We start from the raw sequence: 20,527 nt of genomic DNA, 5'->3' as shown, positions 1-20,527 counted from the left end.
GTTTATTTGGAACCTGCCGCCCAGCGCATGCCCCAGCCGTAGGCCTTGTCCATCGGTGAATGGCCTTTGTGGAAGTCCACACGTCGGCTGACCTTGACGCTGCCACCGACGTTTTCCAGCAAAGCAATTGCACACATGCCCAAGCGACCGCCCTCTTCATTCAAGCGAACTTCAATCGGCGGCTGACCGGGAATGTGGATGGTCACAACGCCATCGGTCTCGCGCCAGTTCGGCGCGCCTTCGTAAATGAAGGCGAACACCAGTACCCGGCGAATTTCACCCCAGTGTTTACCGTTGATATGCAGCCATTCGCCATCGCTGACGGCACCGGTACGGTCGTCACCTTTGAGTTGAATGTAAGGGTCGTAATCCAGTTCGCCAAAGCAGTTGCCCAGCGCCTGCACGACGCCCTTGGAGCCGTCCTGCAACTCGTAAAGGCAGCCGACATCCAGGTCGATCGAGGTGTTGCGCGAGAAGAAACCGCCGCCGCCTTTGCCTTTGTTCCAGTTCAGGTTGACTTTGATTTCGCCAAAGCCCTCTGACGTTTTTTCCAGGCTGATCGACGAGCGAGTCTTGTCCAGCGTGATTTTGCTCAGGCTGACCGAAGATTTCGGCGCCGCTGCAGGTGCGGGCACAGGCGCTGCTGCCGGTGCAGGCGTTGCGACCGGTGCAGGCGCCGCCACTTCAACACCAAAGTGCTTGGCCAGCGGCTCCAGGCCACCGGCAAACCCTTGGGCCACACAGCGGAATTTCCACTCGCCCTGGCGACGATAAAACTCGCCGAGGATCAGCGCGGTTTCCCGCATGCCAGCGGTGGGTATCTGCGCCTCGATACCGCCGGTGATGGTCAGCGCAAGTTGAGACACACGCTCGAAACGGGCCTTGTTCTCGTAAATGGTGGCGGTCAACGCGACTTTTTCCACCACCGCCTCAAGGCGTGACAGGTCAAGCGTGAACACCGCACGGCCCGCCGAGGACTCGGTCATTTGCACCGCGCCGGCGAGTACATTGGTCTGCCCGTAGAAACACATGTCGGTGTCGCCACGCACTTTACCGGAAGCCCCCAGCACAAACGCCGACACGTCGATGTCAGCATCGGCAATCGCCGAGTAGCTGATAGTGACCTGCACCTGAGCGCTGGTGACGGGCGCGTTAGCACCTGGCCCCAAGGTCGTCATGAGCGCACGGCCTGAACGGCGAGGTTGACCAGGTCATCAGCGGTACGCCCCTTGGTCACTTGACCGATCGCCTTGAACTCCCAGCCGTCATTGCCGCGCACCAGGCTCGCCATGACCACACCGGTGTGGCTGCCCTTTTCGGAAAGATTGAATCGCGCCAGTTCGGTTTTAGTGGTCGAATTGACGATGCGGCAATAGGCGTTGGCAATTTTTTCGAAGTTTTGCCCGGTGAAACTGTTCACCGTAAACACCAACGATTTAACCGTGGCCGGCAGGCGTTGCAGGTCAACGTTGATGGTTTCGTCGTCGCCATCGCCTTCGCCGGTACGGTTGTCGCCGGAGTGCTTGATCGAACCGTCGCGCGATTCCAATTGGCGAAACCACACCAAGTCGATCGGTTGCAGGTCTGCATCAAACAGGATGCAGGAAGCGTCCAGGTCGATTTCACCGCTGTTGCCCATCAATCGCCCCAGGAACCCGGCTTTCTCCGGGTCCCAGCCCAAGCCAAGGCTGATCTTGGTCAGGCCACCACCGCCCGCGGTTTTTTCCAGCGAGATTGTTTGGTTTTTAGTCAGAGTCAGGGCCATTGGTACACTCCTTGTTGATCGTGGTTTTCGGGTAGGACCGACACGCGCAGTTGCGCGGTCATCCGGCCGCCTCAGCGAGGCGAATCGATTGATCGGTATGGCTGGTCTCGGCGTGCCGGACACCGTGCCACTTGGCACGCTCGAGAATATTGGTTGCCCACTTAAGGTGGGTCGCTGGTTCGCACATTGCGTCATTGTGTTTGAAAACAGCGGGCGCAATCTCATTCAGCATTAATTTGGCACAATTTAAATCCTCAAGACTGACGCGCAAGCTGTCCTGAATGGCGTTGATCTGGCTTGGATGAATCGCGGTTTTACCCACCAGACCGTGGGCAATATCCAGGCCCAACTCTTCCAGCAACAGGTGCGGTGTTGCCAACTGCTCGAATACCGGCGCAGTCAGTGCAAACCCCTGCGAACCCATGACGCCGGCCAGCATCGGGATCACATACCCCATGGGCGTGTTGTACAGCGTCATGGCCGGGTTACGCCGTAAACCCAGGCAACCGAGCAAGTCATTGCCGCCGATGCGCAGCGCGAGGATGCGCGAAAACAGGTTCTGGCACAGCGCCTGGCCCAGTTCGACCATCGCCTGAGGGTTGAAGACTTCGCGGGTTTCCAGGGTCGGCATCAATAGAATCTGCGGGTTGGTAACCGCCGACTCCCAGGCACGCAGGTTGGACAGGCTCAACTTGGGCACGACAAAACCGTCGACATGCGCCATCAGCGGCCAGTCGTTCAGCACGGCGGCCATCTGCGAGTCACGCGGTCGCACGAACAGCATCGGGCCGTCTTCCGCCCGCCCGCCCTGCTGCTCGATGGCGCTCAGTAAGCGGTGCAGGTTGCGCAACGCGGTGTCGACATCGATTTCAGCCACCGCGTCCTCAAGGCACACCACCATCGAGCGCAGTTGCGGCAGTTTTTTACCCAACACCACATCGAGGATGTCCTCGCGGGTGGCGGGCATGTAGAGCGTGGCGCCGAGGGCGTAGGGCGATATTTCAGGCATCAGCTCAAACTCCGGATGACCGTCACTGCACGGTAAGGGCCAAGCGCTGCGCCCACCGCCTCAACCGTCACGCCTGCGCGTTCGGTCAAGTGCATCAGCAACTGCACGTCCGGGTCACTCAGGTCGCGCACCAGTACGTGGTCCGGCACACGGCGCAATACGGCCCGTGTGGCCTCGGCGATACCGGGCTTAACCCGGTTCAAATTGGTAATCTCAAAACGCGCGGCAATCACCTCGATCACCTGCAGCGCCGCCGCCTGCAACTCAGCACGTTGCGCCGGCGTCCATGGCTTGGCCGCAACTACCGCCGGCAAGGCCTGGCGAATGGCGTCGATCTGGCTGACAAAATCGCGGGTTACGTCGTGTTCCTGCAGGTGGTCGTAGACCACGCAACCATGCAACCCGCCCTCGGCAGGCCAGATGGAGCGCGAGACCAGACCAGACACCGTGGCGCCAAGAATGCCCGACGGGATAACCCAGTCTTCGGCCGACGCCGCCAGCCAGGCGCGCCCGCACGGGTCCGCCAGTACGACCAAACGCGGCTGCTCGGGAAACCGCGCGTCGCCCTTGAGGCTGCGCTGGATCTCGCCGGCGATGGCGCCCTTGCCGGTCCAGCCGTCCACAAACACAATATTTTCGGCGCCGTGGGCAGCGATGACCGCCTGCAGCGCAATCATGTCGATGCCGCGATCACGCACGATACTGATGCCGTAATGATGGGCATCACGCCCCAGGTCAACCAGCGCACGGCGCAACAGCACACCGAGCGGCAAGCCCGCACGCACAAAAGACACCAGCGCAATCGAAGGGCCGCTGCAGGCCTGGTCCAAAGCAAGCGCCAGGCACTGAACGTCGCGGGCCATTCTGGCCGCGTTCTGCTGCATGGCTTGCGCGTAGAGGGTTTTGTGAACCTGGGTCGGTGCCGACTCTTGGCTGATCATCTCCGAGTAATGTTTTTGTCGGGTCTGGATCAGACGCTCTTTCTCATGCACCTCCGTCACTTCGATCTCGACGGGTTGCAACAGAAAAAGCACGTCGTCGGCCTGGTAGCTACCGCTACCGACGGTGTTCAAATGGGCGAAGGCTTCACGCATGGATCATCGCCTCCACCACTTTAGCCAACTGGCTATGGGCCGGGGTCGCCCAAAAGTTGCACTCATTCATAAAGCCGAGGTCGGTGACACTGTCACCAAAGCCCAACACCGGGCGTTCGCCATTAACGTCGCGGTCTCGACGCAGTAGCGCCTGCACCGCGTGGCGCTTGGCCAGGCCGTTGGGCAGAAACGCCAGGTTGTTGCCGTTGCCGTGAATATGAAAACCTTCCAACAGGCCCCGCGCCTGAACTTCTGCGAGCACTTTTTGCAGCACCGAGTCGTCAGACTCGTTGTGCTTGGTCACCACATAGTTAAGCAAGCCCTGCTCTTCGACCACCCAACCACGCAACGAAACACCGAGCTCTTCGCCGATGGCCAAGGTGGCTGCGCTGAGCGCGGGCAGACGAGCCTGGTAGGCGGCGAGCACGTCGGTCATCTGCGCGTGCCAAGCGGGGTCAAGCGTGCCGTCGGGCTGCAGAATCACGCCACCGTGGGAACACACCGCGCCCGCCACAAACGGCAGTTTCACGCGGCTGTAGGCTTCAACGCTGCGCGCGGTCACCGGCACTACATCGGCCGACGCCAGCAGCCATTCCACGAAGGTTTTTTGCACCGCACTCATGTAGCCGTTGGGTTGCCCGTCGACATCCACCGTCGCCGTATGCCGGGCGCTGCCTTCAGGCATTTTGCGCGCGGTCTGGAACAAGGTGTCATCCAGGTCGATGAGTATCAGGGGGCGCTTACTGCTCATCGACGATGACCTCTGCGTGCAATGCATCTATTAACGCGTGCGCAACCGCTTCGGCAGGTGTTTCGCTACAAATCAACACCCGCTCGAACTGGCCTGGCCGCACGTTGTAAAGAAAATTGGGAATACCCAGGCCATAGTTGTCGGAAAACGACAGTGCGTGGCCGATCTCGTGGCCCAAGGCGATTGGCGAGCGCGTGGTGGAGCTGAAATGCACGTCTGCCCCGGCCCGCTCCAGGCGCTCGGCCAACAGGAACGGGCGCCACACGAACTCGCCAGTGCCGACCACCAGAATCCGCTCGCCCGGCTTGACCTGAATATCCGGCGCAAGCGTGTCAGCCACATGACGCACGCCCAAACGGCCCCAGTCGTTACGCGGATCAATCGGCCAGTCGCCGACCGCAACGGCCGCCACATCGGGCATGTGCGGCAGCGGTGCATTCACGTCTTCAAGGAAGCGGTAGCTGCCCTGCAGCAGCGACACCTCGTCGGCCGTCTCGCCAAGCACCTTGCGCACGGCGCCTTGCGACCAATCGGTGAGCACGCACGTGACCACCCGTTCTACCTTGCTCAGCCCGGCGTCTATCAGCGCGCGGTGCAGGTTGATGAACGTCTTGCCGGTTGACGCTTCATCGTCCACCAGCACCAGCGAGCGCGCGTGTTGCATCATTTCGCGGACAGCCGGGTCGGTTGGCTGATGAATCAGGTGCGCACTGGCGTGGCTGTGTTCTTCTTCAAAACGCGCAAACATCTCGGTGCCCACCGGGTGCCGCGTGCTCACCAGATACACCGTGTCACAGCGGGTTTGGCTATACACCCGGTGCACGCCGGCGCCGAGGCCCACTGCGGTCTCGGCCATGCCGATCACCAGCACCGGCCCGGGCAAGTCTGCGGGGATCTTGGCCGCAAGGCTTGCGTAGCTCGCCTGCATGGCCGAGGGGCGCACAGGAATATGCTTGCCCAACACCCGCGAGACAAACAGGAACGCGCGCTTGGGATTACGCCGCTCGGCGAACCCGAACAATGACTCGGGAGCGAAGGTGGATTGGTCTACATCAACTTCCATCAACCCGCGCACAAGCTGCGCGCTGAGTCGATGGGCGGAGGGTTTGATGACTACAGATTCCATGTACGATTTTCCTAAAAGAGGCGGTTAAGTGAGCGCTACGCCTCTCACTACTTCTTCAAACTGGGTGCCTCTACGGATTTCTGGCTTCGATCCGCCAGAGCGAGGATTGAGCTTCACGGGCCATGTCCGAGGTCGAATACGTTCGACCTGCTGGTGATTTGGCCGGGGTAACGTGGCAGCCATCGAGGAAGGCCAACAGCAGGCCCGCCTTGACCGCAAAATTCATGTTTTGCGCGTCCGGCAAGGTCGACGTGACCATCGCGATAACCCCGCCGCTGCTGTCAAACAACGGGCTGCCACTGGAACCTGGCTGAATGGCGGCGGTGAATTGCAGCAAACTGGCGTCGTTGTGTAACCCGAACAAACTCGACACACCGCCCTGGGTTACGTGAACACCGCCACCGGCGAGGCCCGCCATGGGAAACCCCAAGGCAATCACTGATTCGCCCAACGCGCATCCCGCGCCATCCTTGAAGCGCACTGGCGACAGCGGCGGGCACTCTTGAATACGTAACAGCGCAATATCGTTGCGCTGATCGACCACCACCACTTCAGCGCGGTAGCGGCCGGCAAAAGAAGCGATGTGCAGTTCCTGCATGCCTTCGATGACATGCGCGCAGGTCATGACGTGACTGGGTGAAACGGCGAAGCCGGTGCCCGTGGCAGAATCCCGGTTTCTTGCAGAATCACTTGAATGCGGGCGACGATCAGGGTGTGCGTCGTTGATGCTGATGCCCATGCGCCGGCCCATAGCAGCCAGACCGTAGGCCGAACCTTCGGCGAGCGCGCGGAACTTCCACTGATCGTTACGTTTATAAAACTCCCCGATGACAATGGCCGATTCGCCGTTGTTGCGCAAATCCAGGTGCAGCTCGACGTGGTTGTCGACCTGTAGCTGCAATGACTTGAGTTCGCTGACGGGGCCTGCTGCGGCAAACGTATACACCACCAGCAACAGCCCTTCACTGCCGCCAGGCAACGCCGACAAATCCAGGGAGCAGCCAACGCAGGCTGGGTCGCCGCTCCACTCCATCCACTTCTGAGTGATTTGGAACAACGCAGCATCGCCCGTCGGCAGACGCTTGTCGGTGACCGGGATTAACGCAACGGCAGCGTATTCACCGAAGGCGCTGGCGTGACCGGATTTGAGTGTCCATACAGTGTTTACACCTGAAATAGCGGTGTTTGCTCCGGGTGTAAGCACCTTCATCCTAACCTTCCCTGTTCGATGTGGCGGCGATTATGCCAATACATCCACAATCATTCACCCTTTGCATAGCACCGTCATATCAGGAAGGCGCAAGCACAGCAACCGTGATCGGCTTGACGCGTACGCCCTCGACCCAGCGGCTAATCGGCTCGGGCAGGCCCAAGCGACGAGTGGCGAATATGCCCGGCAGGTTTACCCCGGTCGCGCGCGTGTAGCCGATGCCACCGGAATAGCGCGGGTTGATCTCCAGCAAGTGCGGCACACCTGCATTATCGTCGCGCGTTTGCACGTTGACCAAGCCGTCGCACTGAAAATGCGCCGCGGCCTTGAGCGCCAGCGCCACGGCGGCGGACTCGCGTTCGAAGGTCTGATGCACGCCCTGCTTTCGCCTGCCCACAAATGCGACGGGCTTGCCCGCCTCACACACCATGTCCACCGAACACTCGCTGCCGGCCAGGTACGGCATGACCAGCATGGGCACGCGCTCTGCGGCAGCCGCGTACAGGCTCAGGTAGGTTTGAAAGTCGACTTCGCGCGCGTCCGGGTTTTCCAGACAGCGGAACGGGTCGGCGGCCGATTTGAACCGCCAGAAACCCTGGCCATAAATGCCGACCACAGGCTTGATGCAGACCTCGCCCTGACTCGACAGCAGCGCATGGGCCGCCGCCAGTTCCTGGGCATTGGTCACGGTGATAGCCGGCGTGCAGGCCAGGCCAGCGCGTTCCGCTTCGGTTGTGAACAGGCTTTTATCGTCGACCTTGTTAAAGGTGTCCATGCTCAGGCCGCCGGTTACAAGGCACACACCTGCGGCCTCGAATCGGCTGCGTGCGGCTTCGTATTGACTGCCGGTGCGCCCCGCGAGGACGACTTTAATACGCTGCTCGACGGCCGTTTCAAGCACCCAGTCGATACGCTCGTCGGGGTCCAGCGGTTCTTGAAAAGCGACGTCGGCTTGCCCGGTGATCTCGGGCCGATCCTGACGGTGAGACGCGAACACCTTCACACTCGCCGGTAACGCCTCGCGCGCGCCGATAATAATCTCGCGTTGGCTGGATTGACCTTCAAGAAACCAGATCACGTGGGTGCTCCTCAATGAACATCGGCGAAACCTGCGGCACCGTATGGGCAGCAGTTCTGAATGGAAGGTAATTTTTCCCACACCTTAACGGACATGATGCAAAAGGCTACTTAATTCCTGTTTCGCCGTGTCACCGAGTATCCAATGCCGCGAACGTGCAACGGGCACGCGGCCCAAGGCCTTTTTTCGCCAAACATTGATCCAGCGCAGCCCCCCGCTGCGCAAAATCACTTAAAAGATGGTTTTCACCAACTTGCACCACGCGCGCAAGTAACGACAACTTTCCCCGCTAAACACCGCCCTGCTGTTTAAAACCCACGCAAACAATATTCATTATCATTTAGAACATGAAAACTGCGCTGTCGAACAAACAAAAGTTAATTACTCAAAAACCCGCTAACGCCCGCCCCGCATGGGCCAAAGCCCCAAGAAGGTGCACTATGTGCTTATTCCATCGAATAATTTCGCTCTCGGAATTTTACTTGCCCGGTGTTTAGCCATAAAATCACCGCGATTGATTGCAGTGCGACATATCGTCACTGCCTCGTTACTTTTTCGAGCTCAGAGGCTTTTGCTCTCTGTTAAGGATTTCCAGCATGACCGAAGCGACAGGACTCATCGCCCACAACTGGGGCTTTGCCATTTTCCTCCTCGGTGTTGTAGGCCTTTGCGCCTTCATGCTCGGTGTCTCCAGCCTTCTTGGGTCAAAAGCCTGGGGGCGCAGCAAAAATGAACCGTTCGAGTCCGGCATGCTGCCCACAGGTGGCGCCCGCTTGCGGCTCTCAGCCAAATTCTATCTGGTCGCGATGCTCTTCGTGATCTTCGACATCGAAGCCCTTTTTCTCTTTGCCTGGTCTGTGTCTGTCCGCGAAAGCGGCTGGACCGGATTCGTCGAAGCTCTCGTTTTCATAGCAATTCTGTTGGCAGGCCTTGTCTACCTATTTCGAGTGGGCGCCCTTGATTGGGCTCCGGAAGCTCGTCGCAAGCGGCAAGCGAAGCTGAAACAATGAGGCTTTGGCGATGCAATACAATCTCACCAGGATCGACCCGGATGCTCCTAACGAGCAGTACCCCATCGGCGAACGGGAAACCGTTTCCGACCCGTTAGAAGACCAAGTCCACAAAAACATCTACATGGGCAAGCTCGAAGACGTGCTGAGTGGCGCGGTTAACTGGGGGCGTAAAAACTCCTTGTGGCCGTACAACTTTGGCCTGTCATGCTGCTACGTGGAAATGACCACTGCCTTCACGGCGCCCCACGACATCGCGCGCTTTGGCGCCGAAGTTATCCGGGCATCACCGCGTCAGGCCGACTTCATGGTTATCGCTGGCACCTGCTTTATCAAGATGGCGCCGATCATTCAGCGCCTCTACGAGCAAATGCTTGAACCGAAGTGGGTTATCTCCATGGGTTCGTGCGCCAACTCCGGCGGCATGTATGACATCTACTCGGTGGTTCAGGGCGTGGACAAGTTCCTGCCCGTGGACGTCTACGTGCCTGGCTGCCCGCCCCGCCCTGAAGCATTTTTGCAAGGCTTGATGCTGTTGCAGGAATCGATTGGCAAGGAGCGTCGCCCGTTGTCCTGGGTTGTCGGCGATCAAGGCGTGTACCGCGCCGAGATGCCGTCGCAAAAGGAACAGCGCCGCGAACAGCGTATCGCAGTCACCAACCTGCGCAGCCCCGACGAAGTCTGATCCAGCACCGCTTCTTATATAGAACGAACACCTGGCTTCATTCTTTACGTTGACCCAAAGCGATAAAAAACCATGACTACAGGCAGTGCTCGACGCATCCCGCCTTATAAGGCAGACGACCAGGATGTGGTCGTCGAACTCAATCACCGTTTTGGCCCTGAGGCCTTCACCGCCCAGGCCACGCGCACCGGTATGCCGGTGCTGTGGGTGGCGCGCGCCAAGCTCGTCGAAGTACTGAGCTTCCTGCGCAACCTGCCCAAGCCGTACGTCATGCTCTATGACCTGCATGGCGTGGACGAGCGCTTGCGCACCAAGCGCCAAGGGCTGCCGAGCGGCGCCGATTTCACCGTGTTCTACCACCTGATGTCGCTGGAACGTAACAGCGACGTGATGATCAAGGTTGCGCTGAGCGAAAGCGACCTGAGCGTGCCGACCGTGACCGGCATCTGGCCCAACGCCAACTGGTACGAGCGCGAAGTCTGGGACATGTTCGGCATCGACTTCCCGGGCCACCCGCACCTGTCGCGCATCATGATGCCGCCGACCTGGGAAGGTCACCCGCTGCGCAAGGACTTCCCTGCCCGCGCGACTGAATTCGACCCGTTCAGCCTGACCCTGGCCAAACAGCAGCTGGAAGAGGAAGCTGCGCGCTTTCGCCCTGAAGACTGGGGCATGAAGCGTTCCGGCACCAACGAGGACTACATGTTCCTCAACCTTGGCCCGAACCACCCTTCGGCGCACGGTGCGTTCCGTATCATCCTGCAACTGGACGGCGAAGAAATCGTCGACTGCGTGCCGGACGTCGGTTACCACCACCGTGGTGCCGAAAAAATGGCCGAGCGTCAGTCCTGGCACAGTTTCATCCCGTACACCGACCGTATCGACTACCTCGGCGGCGTGATGAACAACCTGCCCTACGTGCTCTCGGTCGAGAAGCTCGCCGGTATCAAGGTGCCGGACCGCGTCGACACCATCCGCATCATGATGGCCGAGTTCTTCCGCATCACCAGCCACCTGCTGTTCCTGGGTACGTATATTCAGGACGTCGGCGCCATGACCCCGGTGTTTTTTACCTTCACCGACCGTCAGCGCGCCTACAAGGTGATCGAAGCGGTGACCGGTTTCCGCCTGCACCCGGCCTGGTATCGCATTGGCGGCGTGGCCCACGACCTGCCGAACGGTTGGGAGCGGCTGGTCAAGGAATTCATCGACTGGATGCCCAAGCGTCTGGACGAGTACCAGAAAGCCGCGTTGGACAACAGCATTCTCAAGGGCCGTACCATCGGCGTCGCGGCCTACAACACCAAAGAGGCACTGGAATGGGGCGTCACCGGTGCCGGCTTGCGTTCCACCGGTTGCGATTTCGACCTGCGTAAAGCGCGCCCGTACTCCGGCTACGAGAACTTCGAATTCGAAGTACCGCTGGCGGCCAACGGCGATGCCTATGACCGTTGCATCGTGCGCGTTGAAGAAATGCGCCAGAGCCTGAAGATCATTGAGCAGTGCATGCGCAACATGCCGGCCGGCCCGTACAAGGCGGATCACCCACTGACCACGCCGCCGCCGAAAGAGCGCACGCTGCAGCACATCGAAACCCTGATCACGCACTTCCTGCAAGTTTCGTGGGGCCCGGTAATGCCGGCCAACGAATCCTTCCAGATGATTGAAGCGACCAAGGGTATCAACAGTTATTACCTGACGAGCGATGGCGGCACCATGAGCTACCGCACCCGGATTCGTACCCCAAGCTTCCCGCACCTGCAGCAGATCCCTTCGGTGATCAAAGGTGAAATGGTCGCGGACTTGATTGCGTACCTGGGTAGTATCGATTTCGTTATGGCCGACGTGGACCGCTAAGCATGAATAGCACGCTTATCCAGACAGACCGTTTCACCCTGAGTGAAACCGAGCGCTCGGCCATCGAGCACGAGCTGCATCACTACGAAGACCCGCGCGCGCGTCGATCGAAGCCTTGAAGATCGTCCAGAAGGAACGTGGCTGGGTGCCGGACGGCGCCCTCTACGCCATCGGCGATATGCTCGGCATTCCGGCCAGCGACGTGGAAGGCGTGGCGACGTTCTATAGCCAGATCTTCCGCCAGCCGGTGGGCCGCCACATTATTCGCGTGTGCGACAGCATGGTTTGCTACATCGGTGGCCACGAGTCGGTGGTCAGCGAAATCCAGGCCAAACTGGGCATCGGCCTCGGCCAAACCACCGCCGACGGCCGCTTCACGCTGCTGCCGGTGTGCTGCCTGGGCAACTGCGACAAGGCGCCGGCGTTGATGATCGACGACGACACATTCGGTGACGTGCAGCCTGCTGGCGTGACCCAATTGCTCGAGGGCTACCCATGACCCTGACTTCCTTTGGCCCGGCCAACCTGATCAAGCGTTCGGCCGAGACCCACCCGCTGACCTGGCGCCTGCGTGACGACGGCGAGGCGGTATGGCTCGACGAATACCAGGCCAAGAACGGTTACGCGGCGGCGCGCAAAGCCTTCGCCGAGATGGCCCAGGACGACATCGTCCAGACCGTGAAAGACGCAGGCCTTAAAGGTCGCGGCGGTGCTGGCTTCCCCACCGGGGTAAAGTGGGGCCTGATGCCCAAAGACGAATCCATCAACATCCGCTACCTGCTGTGCAACGCGGATGAAATGGAGCCGAACACCTGGAAAGACCGCATGCTGATGGAGCAACTGCCCCATCTGCTGATCGAAGGCATGCTGATCAGCGCCCGTGCGTTGAAAACCTACCGTGGCTACATCTTCCTGCGCGGCGAATACACCACCGCCGCCAAGCACCTCAACCGTGCCGTGCAAGAAGCCAAAGCCGCTGGCCTGCTGGGCAAGAACATCCTCGGTTCGGGTTTTGACTTCGAACTGTTCGTGCACACCGGCGCCGGGCGTTACATCTGCGGTGAAGAAACCGCACTGATCAACTCCCTCGAAGGCCGCCGCGCCAACCCGCGTTCCAAGCCGCCCTTCCCTGCCGCCGTTGGCGTGTGGGGCAAGCCGACGTGCGTGAACAACGTTGAAACCCTGTGCAACGTGCCGGCGATCATCGGCGATGGCGTGGAGTGGTACAAATCGTTGGCCCGCGAAGGCAGTGAAGACATGGGCACCAAGCTCATGGGCTTCTCCGGCAAGGTCAAGAACCCTGGCCTGTGGGAGCTGCCATTCGGCGTGACCGCGCGCGAGTTGTTCGAGGACTACGCCGGCGGCATGCGCGACGGCTACACCTTGAAAGCCTGGCAGCCAGGCGGCGCCGGCACCGGCTTCCTGCTGCCCGAGCACCTCGACGCACAAATGTATGCTGGCGGCATCGGCAAGGTTGGCACCCGGATGGGTACTGGCCTGGCGATGGCGGTGGACAACACCGTGAACATGGTGTCGTTGCTGCGCAACATGGAGCAGTTCTTCTCCCGCGAATCCTGCGGGTTCTGCACCCCATGCCGCGACGGTTTGCCGTGGAGCGTGAAGCTGCTGATGGCCCTGGAAAACGGCGAAGGCCGCGAAGGTGACATCGAAACCTTGCTCGGTCTGGTCGGTTTTCTCGGCCCTGGCAAGACCTTCTGTGCTCACGCACCGGGCGCCGTGGAGCCATTGGGCAGCGCAATCAAATACTTCCGCTCGGAGTTCGAAGCCGGCATCGCGCCTACCAGCGCCGCCGTCCCGCCTCTGGCGAGGCCGATCGTAGTCGGCGCGTAACGCATAACCTGGCGCAGGGTCCGTGCCCTGCGCCTGCTCATGTGCTGACGCCGTAAAGGCTGTGTAGATGCACATGAATAACAAGATTCCATTAGCCACGCCCGCTGACAACGGGCCAACGAAGACCTTTGAACCATGGCCACTATCCACGTAGACGGCAAAGCGCTCGAAGTCGATGGGGCGGACAACCTGTTACAGGCATGTCTGTCACTAGGCCTCGACATCCCGTATTTCTGCTGGCACCCAGCGCTTGGTAGCGTCGGTGCCTGTCGCCAGTGTGCGGTCAAGCAATACACCGACGAGAACGACACCCGTGGTCGTATCGTCATGTCCTGCATGACGCCAGCCACCGACAACACCTGGATCTCCATCGAAGATGAAGAATCCAAGGCGTTCCGCGCCAGTGTGGTCGAATGGCTGATGACCAACCACCCTCACGACTGCCCGGTCTGTGAGGAAGGCGGTCACTGCCACCTGCAAGACATGACGGTGATGACCGGCCACAACGAGCGGCGTTATCGCTTCACCAAGCGTACTCACCAAAACCAGCAACTCGGCCCGTTCATTTCCCACGAAATGAACCGCTGCATCGCCTGTTACCGTTGCGTACGCTTCTATAAAGACTACGCCGGCGGCACCGACCTCGGCGTCTTCGGCGCCCACGACAACGTGTACTTCGGTCGTGTTGAAGACGGCGTGCTCGAAAGCGAATTCTCGGGCAACCTCACCGAGGTCTGCCCGACCGGTGTGTTTACCGACAAAACCCACTCCGAGCGCTACAACCGCAAGTGGGACATGCAGTTCTCGCCGAGCATCTGCCATGGCTGCTCCAGCGGCTGCAACATCTCGCCGGGCGAACGTTACGGCGAACTGCGCCGCATCGAAAACCGCTTCAACGGTTCGGTCAACCAGTACTTCCTGTGCGACCGTGGCCGCTTCGGTTATGGCTACGTCAACCGCGAAGACCGCCCGCGCCAGCCGCTGCTGGCCGATGGTGCCAAGCTGAGCCTCGACGCTGCGCTGGATAAAGCCGCCGAGCTGCTGCGCGGTCGCAACATCGTCGGTATCGGTTCGCCGCGCGCCAGCCTCGAAAGCAACTACGCGCTGCGCGAGCTGGTCGGCGCCGAGCACTTCTACTCGGGTATCGAAGCCGGTGAACTGGAGCGCATCCGTCTGGTGCTGCAAGTGCTGAACGACAGCCCGCTGCCGGTGCCGAACATGCGCGACATCGAAGACCACGATGCGATTTTCGTGCTCGGTGAAGACCTCACACAAACCGCCGCGCGTATCGCCCTGTCGCTGCGCCAGTCGGTCAAAGGCAAGGCCGAAGACATGGCCGACGCCATGCGCGTACAGCCGTGGCTCGACGCTGCGGTTAAAAACATCGGCCAGCACGCGCTGAACCCGCTGTTTATCGCAAGCCTGGCGGAAACCAAGCTCGACGACATCGCCGAAGAATGCGTGCACGCAGCGCCGGACGACTTGGCCCGCATCGGTTTTGCCGTGGCCCACGCCCTCGACGCCAGCGCGCCTGCCGTTGAAGGCCTCGACACTGAAGCCGTGGAACTGGCCCAGCGCATCGCCGACGCCTTGCTCGCGGCCAAGCGCCCATTGATCATCGCCGGTACCTCGCTGGGTTCCAAGGCGCTGATCGAAGCGGCTGCCAACATCGCCAAAGCCTTGAAGCTGCGTGACAAAAACGGCTCGATCAGCCTGGTTGTGCCGGAAGCCAACAGCCTCGGCCTGGCCATGCTCGGTGGCGAGTCGCTGGATGCCGCCCTGCAAAGCGTGATCGACGGCACGGCCGACGCTATCGTGGTGCTGGAAAACGACCTGTACACCCGCACGGATTCGGCCAAGGTCGACGCCGCGCTGGATGCCGCCAAAGTACTGATCGTCGCCGACCACCAGAAAACCGCCACCAGCGAACGTGCCGACCTGGTGCTGCCAGCCGCCTCTTTCGCCGAAGGCGACGGTACGCTGGTCAGCCAGGAAGGCCGCGCCCAGCGCTTCTTCCAGGTGTTCGATCCGAAATACATGGACGCCAGCATTCTGGTTCACGAAGGCTGGCGCTGGCTGCATGCCCTGCGCGCGACCTTGCTGAACCAGCCGATTGACTGGACCCAGCTCGACCACGTCACCGCAGCCGTCGCCGCCAGCGCGCCGCAGCTTGCGCGTATCGTCGACGCCGCACCGTCCGCCGCGTTCCGCATCAAGGGCCTGAAACTGGCGCGTGAACCGCTGCGTTACTCCGGCCGTACCGCGATGCGCGCCGACATCAGCGTGCACGAACCGCGTACGCCACAAGACAACGACACCGCGTTCGCCTTCTCCATGGAAGGCTATTCGGGTTCGGTCGAACCGCGTCAACAGGTGCCGTTTGCCTGGTCGCCGGGTTGGAACTCGCCGCAAGCCTGGAACAAGTTCCAGGATGAAGTCGGTGGTCACATCCGCGCGGGTGACCCAGGCACTCGACTGATCGAAAGCACTGGCGACGCGCTGAACTGGTTTGCCGCTGTACCGCGCCCGTTCAACCCGGCGCAAGGCACTTGGCAGGTTGTGCCGTTCTTCCACTTGTTCGGCAGCGAAGAGACCTCTTCCAAAGCCGCGCCGGTGCAAGAGCGCATTCCAGAAGCGTACGTGTCGGTGGCCAAGTCCGAAGCTGATCGCCTGGGCGTCAACGACGGTGCCCTGCTCAGCCTGAGCGTGGCGGGCCAGACCCTGCGTCTGCCGCTGCGCATCAACGAGGAGTTGGGTGCTGGCCTGGTTGCATTGCCAAAAGGCCTGGCCGGTATTCCGCCGGCGATCTTTGGCAAAACCGTTGACGGTCTGCAGGAGGCAGCGCAATGACCTGGTTCACCCCTGAAGTGATCGACGCGATCATCTCGGTCGTCAAGGCCATCGTGATCCTGTTGGCCGTGGTGGTTGCGGGCGCCTTGCTCAGCTTCGTCGAACGACGCTTGCTGGGCTGGTGGCAGGACCGTTACGGCCCGAACCGCGTTGGCCCGTTTGGTATGTTCCAGATCGCTGCCGACATGCTCAAAATGTTCTTCAAGGAAGACTGGACGCCGCCGTTTGCCGACAAGGTGATCTTCACCCTGGCACCGGTGGTGGCCATGAGCGCCTTGCTGATTGCCTTCGCGGTCATCCCGATCACCCCGACCTGGGGCGTCGCGGACCTGAACATCGGCTTGCTGTTCTTCTTCGCCATGGCCGGTTTGTCGGTCTATGCGGTGCTGTTCGCCGGTTGGGCCAGTAACAACAAGTTCGCCCTGCTGGGCAGCTTGCGGGCGTCGGCGCAAACCGTGTCTTACGAAGTGTTCATGGGCCTGGCGCTGATGGGCATCGTGGTGCAGGTTGGCTCGTTCAACATGCGCGACATCGTTGAGTACCAGGCGCAGAACCTGTGGTTCATCATTCCACAGTTCTTCGGCTTCTGTACCTTCTTCATCGCTGGCGTGGCGGTGACTCACCGTCACCCGTTCGACCAGCCGGAAGCAGAACAGGAACTGGCTGACGGTTACCACATTGAATACGCTGGCATGAAGTGGGGCATGTTCTTCGTTGGCGAATACATCGGCATCATTTTGATCTCGGCCCTGCTGGTCACGCTGTTCTTCGGCGGCTGGCACGGACCGTTTGGCATCTTGCCGCAATTGGCATTCCTGTGGTTCTTCTTGAAGACCGCGTTCTTCATCATGCTGTTCATCCTGCTGCGCGCCTCTATTCCGCGCCCGCGCTATGACCAGGTGATGGATTTCAGCTGGAGATTCTGCCTGCCGCTGACCCTGATCAATTTGCTGGTGACGGCTGCTGTGGTGTTGTTGAACACGCCAGCGGCTGCGGTTCAGTGAGGATTTGACCCATGTTCAAATATATTGGCGACATCGTTAAGGGTACTGGTACCCAATTGCGCAGCCTGGTGATGGTGTTCGGTCACGGCTTTCGCAAACGCGACACCCTGCAATACCCGGAAGAAGCGGTGTACCTGCCGCCGCGCTATCGCGGCCGCATCGTACTGACTCGCGACCCCGATGGCGAAGAGCGTTGCGTTGCCTGCAACCTGTGCGCCGTGGCGTGCCCGGTGGGTTGCATCTCCCTGCAGAAAGCTGAAACCGAAGACGGTCGCTGGTACCCGGACTTCTTCCGCATCAACTTCTCGCGCTGCATTTTCTGCGGCCTCTGCGAGGAAGCTTGCCCGACCACCGCGATCCAGCTGACACCGGATTTCGAGATGGCCGAGTTCAAACGTCAGGACCTGGTGTACGAGAAAGAAGATCTGTTGATCTCTGGTCCCGGTAAAAACCCTGATTACAACTTCTATCGTGTTGCAGGTATGGCCGTTGCCGGTAAGCCGAAAGGCGCCGCACAAAACGAAGCCGAGCCGATCAACGTGAAGAGCTTGCTGCCTTAAGGAAGAAAGATGGAATTCGCTTTCTATTTCGCATCGGGTATTGCAGTGGTGTCCACGCTTCGCGTGATCACCAACACTAACCCTGTGCACGCCCTGCTCTACCTGATCATTTCGCTGATCGCCGTGGCCATGACCTTCTTCAGCCTCGGCGCACCGTTCGCCGGTGTGCTGGAAGTGATCGCCTACGCCGGCGCCATCATGGTGCTGTTCGTGTTTGTGGTGATGATGCTTAACCTCGGCCCGGCGTCGGTTGCCCAGGAACGCGTCTGGCTCAAGCCCGGCATCTGGCTCGGCCCGGTAATCCTGGCAGCGCTGCTGCTGGCTGAACTGCTGTATGTGCTGTTCGCTCACCAGAGCGGCCAGGCCATCGGCCACACCACCGTGGACGCAAAAGCCGTGGGCATCAGCCTGTTCGGCCCGTACCTGCTGGTGGTCGAACTGGCTTCGATGCTGCTGCTGGCTGCAGTCATCACCGCCTTCCACTTGGGCCGCAACGAAGCCAAGGAGCAATGACGATGCCTGCTATCCCTTTGGAGCATGGTCTGGCGGTCGCCGGCATCCTGTTCTGCCTTGGCCTGGTCGGCCTGATGGTTCGCCGTAACATTTTGTTCGTGTTGATGAGCCTGGAAATCATGATGAACGCCGCCGCACTCGCGTTCATCGTAGCGGGCGCACGTTGGGGCCAGCCGGATGGGCAAGTCATGTTCATCCTGGTGATCAGCCTGGCAGCCGCCGAGGCCAGTATTGGTCTGGCGATCCTGCTGCAGCTGTATCGTCGCTTCCACACGCTTGATATCGACGCTGCCAGTGAGATGCGCGGATGAACATGATCTTTCTGACTTTCGTATTTCCCCTGATCGGTTTCCTGCTGCTGTCGTTCTCTCGCGGGCGCTGGTCGGAAAACCTGTCTGCCTTGATTGGCGTGGGCTCCATTGGCTTGTCGGCGATTGTTGCCGCCTACGTCATCTGGCAATTCAATGTAGCGCCGCCCGAGGGCGGTCACTACACCCTGGTGCTGTGGCAGTGGATGTCGGTTGAGGGCTTCAAGCCCAACTTCGCCCTCTACGTCGACGGCCTGTCGATCACCATGCTTGGCGTGGTCGTCGGTGTGGGCTTCTTGATCCACCTGTTCGCGTCCTGGTACATGCGCGGTGAAGCCGGTTACTCGCGCTTCTTCGCCTACACCAACCTGTTTATCGCGAGCATGCTGTTCCTGGTGCTCGGCGATAACCTGTTGTTCCTGTACTTCGGCTGGGAAGGCGTGGGCCTGTGCTCGTACCTGTTGATCGGTTTCTACTACAGCAACCGCAACAACGGTAACGCGGCGCTCAAGGCGTTTATCGTCACGCGCATCGGCGACGTGTTCATGGCCATCGGCCTGTTCATTCTGTTCCAACAAGTGGGCACGCTGAACATCCAGGAACTGCTGGTGCTGGCACCGCAGAAATTCCAGGTCGGTGACTTCTGGATCACCCTCGCCACCCTGATGCTGCTGGGCGGCGCCGTGGGTAAATCCGCGCAACTGCCGCTGCAAACCTGGCTGGCGGATGCGATGGCCGGCCCTACCCCGGTTTCTGCACTGATTCACGCGGCAACCATGGTAACGGCGGGTGTTTACCTGATCGCACGTACTCACGGCCTGTTCACCCTGGCGCCGGACATCCTGCACCTTGTCGGCATTGTCGGCGGCGTGACGCTGGTACTGGCAGGTTTCGCCGCGCTGGTACAAACCGACATCAAGCGCATCCTCGCCTACTCGACCATGAGCCAGATCGGCTATATGTTCCTGGCCCTCGGCGTTGGCGCCTGGGACGCGGCGATTTTCCACCTGATGACGCACGCGTTCTTCAAGGCGCTGTTGTTCCTCGCTTCGGGTGCGGTGATTGTTGCCTGCCATCACGAGCAGAACATCTTCAAGATGGGCGGCCTGTGGAAGAAACTGCCGCTGGCCTACGCCAGCTTCATCGTCGGTGGCGCCGCACTGGCTGCCCTGCCGTTGGTGACCGCAGGTTTCTACTCGAAAGATGAAATCCTCTGGGAAGCGTTTGCCAGCGGTAACCAGAACCTGCTGTACGCAGGCCTGGTGGGTGCATTCATGACCTCGCTGTACACCTTCCGCCTGATCTTCATCACCTTCCACGGTGAAGCCAAGACCGAAGCGCACGCAGGCCACGGCATCTCCCACTGGTTGCCGTTGTCGGTGCTGATCGTTCTGTCGACGTTCATCGGCGCCCTGATCACCCCGCCACTCGCCGGTGTACTGCCGGAAAGCGCCGGGCATGCCGGTGGCGCTGCCAAGCACAGCCTGGAAATCGCCTCGGGCGCCATCGCCCTGGCCGGTATCCTGCTGGCGGCGCTGTTGTTCCTCGGCAAGCGGCGCTTCGTTACCGGCGTTGCCAACAGTGGCATCGGCCGCTTCCTGTCGGCCTGGTGGTTCGCTGCCTGGGGCTTCGATTGGCTCTACGACAAACTGTTCGTCAAGCCGTACCTTGCAATCAGCCATGTACTGCGCAAAGACCCGCTCGACCAGACCATTGGTTTGATCCCGCGCGCCGCCAAGGCCGGTCATACCGCCCTGAGCCGCAGCGAAACCGGCCAATTGCGTTGGTATGCAGCGTCCATGGCGATCGGTGCCGTGCTGGTGATCGGCGCCATCGTAGTGGTAGCGGTCTGATAT

Annotated in this window: 18 protein-coding genes and 1 pseudogene; 11 read left to right on the top strand and 8 right to left on the bottom strand. The window is 60.5% G+C overall.

Annotated elements, in window-relative coordinates; translation table 11 throughout:
• Nucleotides 1–2: 2 nt before the first annotated feature.
• From F0169_RS12290 to F0169_RS12255, 8 genes are all read right to left on the bottom strand, one after another.
• On the bottom strand, nucleotides 3–1,178 hold the full coding sequence (locus F0169_RS12290) for a TerD family protein (protein ID WP_152746678.1): 1,176 nt from the start codon (nucleotides 1,176–1,178) through the stop codon (nucleotides 3–5).
• Nucleotides 1,175–1,765: a TerD family protein gene (locus tag F0169_RS12285; protein ID WP_122250095.1), complete on the bottom strand. Its 591-nt coding sequence runs from the start codon at nucleotides 1,763–1,765 to the stop codon at nucleotides 1,175–1,177. Before F0169_RS12285 ends, F0169_RS12290 begins: the two co-directional genes overlap by 4 nt.
• 58 nt (nucleotides 1,766–1,823) lie before the next feature.
• Nucleotides 1,824–2,774, bottom strand: coding sequence for an HpcH/HpaI aldolase/citrate lyase family protein (locus F0169_RS12280; protein WP_152746677.1), 951 nt, complete (start codon nucleotides 2,772–2,774; stop codon nucleotides 1,824–1,826).
• On the bottom strand, nucleotides 2,774–3,868 hold the full coding sequence (locus tag F0169_RS12275; protein WP_152746676.1) for a cysteine protease StiP family protein: 1,095 nt from the start codon (nucleotides 3,866–3,868) through the stop codon (nucleotides 2,774–2,776). Before F0169_RS12275 ends, F0169_RS12280 begins: the two co-directional genes overlap by 1 nt.
• Entirely contained in the window at nucleotides 3,861–4,619 is a 759-nt protein-coding gene (locus F0169_RS12270) for an HAD family hydrolase (protein ID WP_152746675.1), read from the bottom strand. The genes F0169_RS12275 and F0169_RS12270 overlap by 8 nt, the downstream gene beginning before the upstream one ends.
• Nucleotides 4,609–5,745: a phosphoribosyltransferase domain-containing protein gene (locus F0169_RS12265; protein ID WP_152746674.1), complete on the bottom strand. Its 1,137-nt coding sequence runs from the start codon at nucleotides 5,743–5,745 to the stop codon at nucleotides 4,609–4,611. Before F0169_RS12265 ends, F0169_RS12270 begins: the two co-directional genes overlap by 11 nt.
• Nucleotides 5,746–5,815: 70 nt before the next feature.
• Nucleotides 5,816–6,955: a trypsin-like peptidase domain-containing protein gene (locus F0169_RS12260; RefSeq protein WP_152746673.1), complete on the bottom strand. Its 1,140-nt coding sequence runs from the start codon at nucleotides 6,953–6,955 to the stop codon at nucleotides 5,816–5,818.
• A gap of 79 nt (nucleotides 6,956–7,034) precedes the next feature.
• A complete protein-coding gene (locus F0169_RS12255) occupies nucleotides 7,035–8,033 on the bottom strand; it encodes an ATP-grasp domain-containing protein (protein ID WP_172979421.1) in 999 nt (332 codons plus the stop codon).
• A 596-nt stretch (nucleotides 8,034–8,629) separates the two neighbouring features.
• On the opposite strand from F0169_RS12255, the gene F0169_RS12250 reads away from it, so the two are divergent.
• The 11 genes and pseudogenes from F0169_RS12250 (at nucleotide 8,630) to nuoL (ending at nucleotide 20,524) form a co-directional block, all read left to right on the top strand.
• Entirely contained in the window at nucleotides 8,630–9,043 is a 414-nt protein-coding gene (locus F0169_RS12250) for an NADH-quinone oxidoreductase subunit A (protein WP_015372409.1), read from the top strand.
• A 10-nt stretch (nucleotides 9,044–9,053) separates the two neighbouring features.
• Entirely contained in the window at nucleotides 9,054–9,728 is a 675-nt protein-coding gene (locus F0169_RS12245) for a NuoB/complex I 20 kDa subunit family protein (protein WP_003174719.1), read from the top strand.
• Between the two features lie 72 nt (nucleotides 9,729–9,800).
• The gene (gene nuoC / locus F0169_RS12240) at nucleotides 9,801–11,585 is read left to right on the top strand and encodes an NADH-quinone oxidoreductase subunit C/D (protein ID WP_099239578.1); all 1,785 of its coding nucleotides are present in this window, start codon (nucleotides 9,801–9,803) and stop codon (nucleotides 11,583–11,585) included.
• Nucleotides 11,586–11,587: 2 nt separating this feature from the next.
• Nucleotides 11,588–12,084 (top strand): annotated as a pseudogene (gene nuoE / locus F0169_RS12235) (NADH-quinone oxidoreductase subunit NuoE).
• Nucleotides 12,081–13,436 carry an NADH-quinone oxidoreductase subunit NuoF gene (gene nuoF, locus F0169_RS12230; protein ID WP_058415519.1) on the top strand — a complete coding sequence of 452 codons (1,356 nt, stop codon included), beginning with the start codon at nucleotides 12,081–12,083 and terminating at the stop codon, nucleotides 13,434–13,436. The pseudogene nuoE and the gene nuoF overlap by 4 nt, the downstream one beginning before the upstream one ends.
• A 135-nt stretch (nucleotides 13,437–13,571) precedes the next feature.
• On the top strand, nucleotides 13,572–16,286 hold the full coding sequence (nuoG, locus tag F0169_RS12225) for an NADH-quinone oxidoreductase subunit NuoG (protein WP_152746671.1): 2,715 nt from the start codon (nucleotides 13,572–13,574) through the stop codon (nucleotides 16,284–16,286).
• Nucleotides 16,283–17,290 carry an NADH-quinone oxidoreductase subunit NuoH gene (gene nuoH, locus F0169_RS12220; RefSeq protein WP_058415521.1) on the top strand — a complete coding sequence of 336 codons (1,008 nt, stop codon included), beginning with the start codon at nucleotides 16,283–16,285 and terminating at the stop codon, nucleotides 17,288–17,290. The genes nuoG and nuoH overlap by 4 nt, the downstream gene beginning before the upstream one ends.
• Before the next feature lie 11 nt (nucleotides 17,291–17,301).
• Entirely contained in the window at nucleotides 17,302–17,850 is a 549-nt protein-coding gene (nuoI, locus tag F0169_RS12215; protein ID WP_003174725.1) for an NADH-quinone oxidoreductase subunit NuoI, read from the top strand.
• Nucleotides 17,851–17,859: 9 nt separating this feature from the next.
• Nucleotides 17,860–18,363, top strand: coding sequence for an NADH-quinone oxidoreductase subunit J (gene nuoJ / locus F0169_RS12210; RefSeq protein ID WP_058415522.1), 504 nt, complete (start codon nucleotides 17,860–17,862; stop codon nucleotides 18,361–18,363).
• A 2-nt stretch (nucleotides 18,364–18,365) separates the two neighbouring features.
• The gene (gene nuoK, locus F0169_RS12205; RefSeq protein WP_003174727.1) at nucleotides 18,366–18,674 is read left to right on the top strand and encodes an NADH-quinone oxidoreductase subunit NuoK; all 309 of its coding nucleotides are present in this window, start codon (nucleotides 18,366–18,368) and stop codon (nucleotides 18,672–18,674) included.
• On the top strand, nucleotides 18,671–20,524 hold the full coding sequence (nuoL, locus tag F0169_RS12200) for an NADH-quinone oxidoreductase subunit L (RefSeq protein WP_058415523.1): 1,854 nt from the start codon (nucleotides 18,671–18,673) through the stop codon (nucleotides 20,522–20,524). The genes nuoK and nuoL overlap by 4 nt, the downstream gene beginning before the upstream one ends.
• The last annotated feature ends 3 nt before the right edge of the window (nucleotides 20,525–20,527 follow it).

Origin of the sequence: Pseudomonas kitaguniensis, from assembly GCF_009296165.1 — a bacterium.
Lineage (GTDB): Bacteria > Pseudomonadota > Gammaproteobacteria > Pseudomonadales > Pseudomonadaceae > Aquipseudomonas > Aquipseudomonas kitaguniensis.
This window is presented reverse-complemented; position numbering and strand designations above follow the sequence as displayed.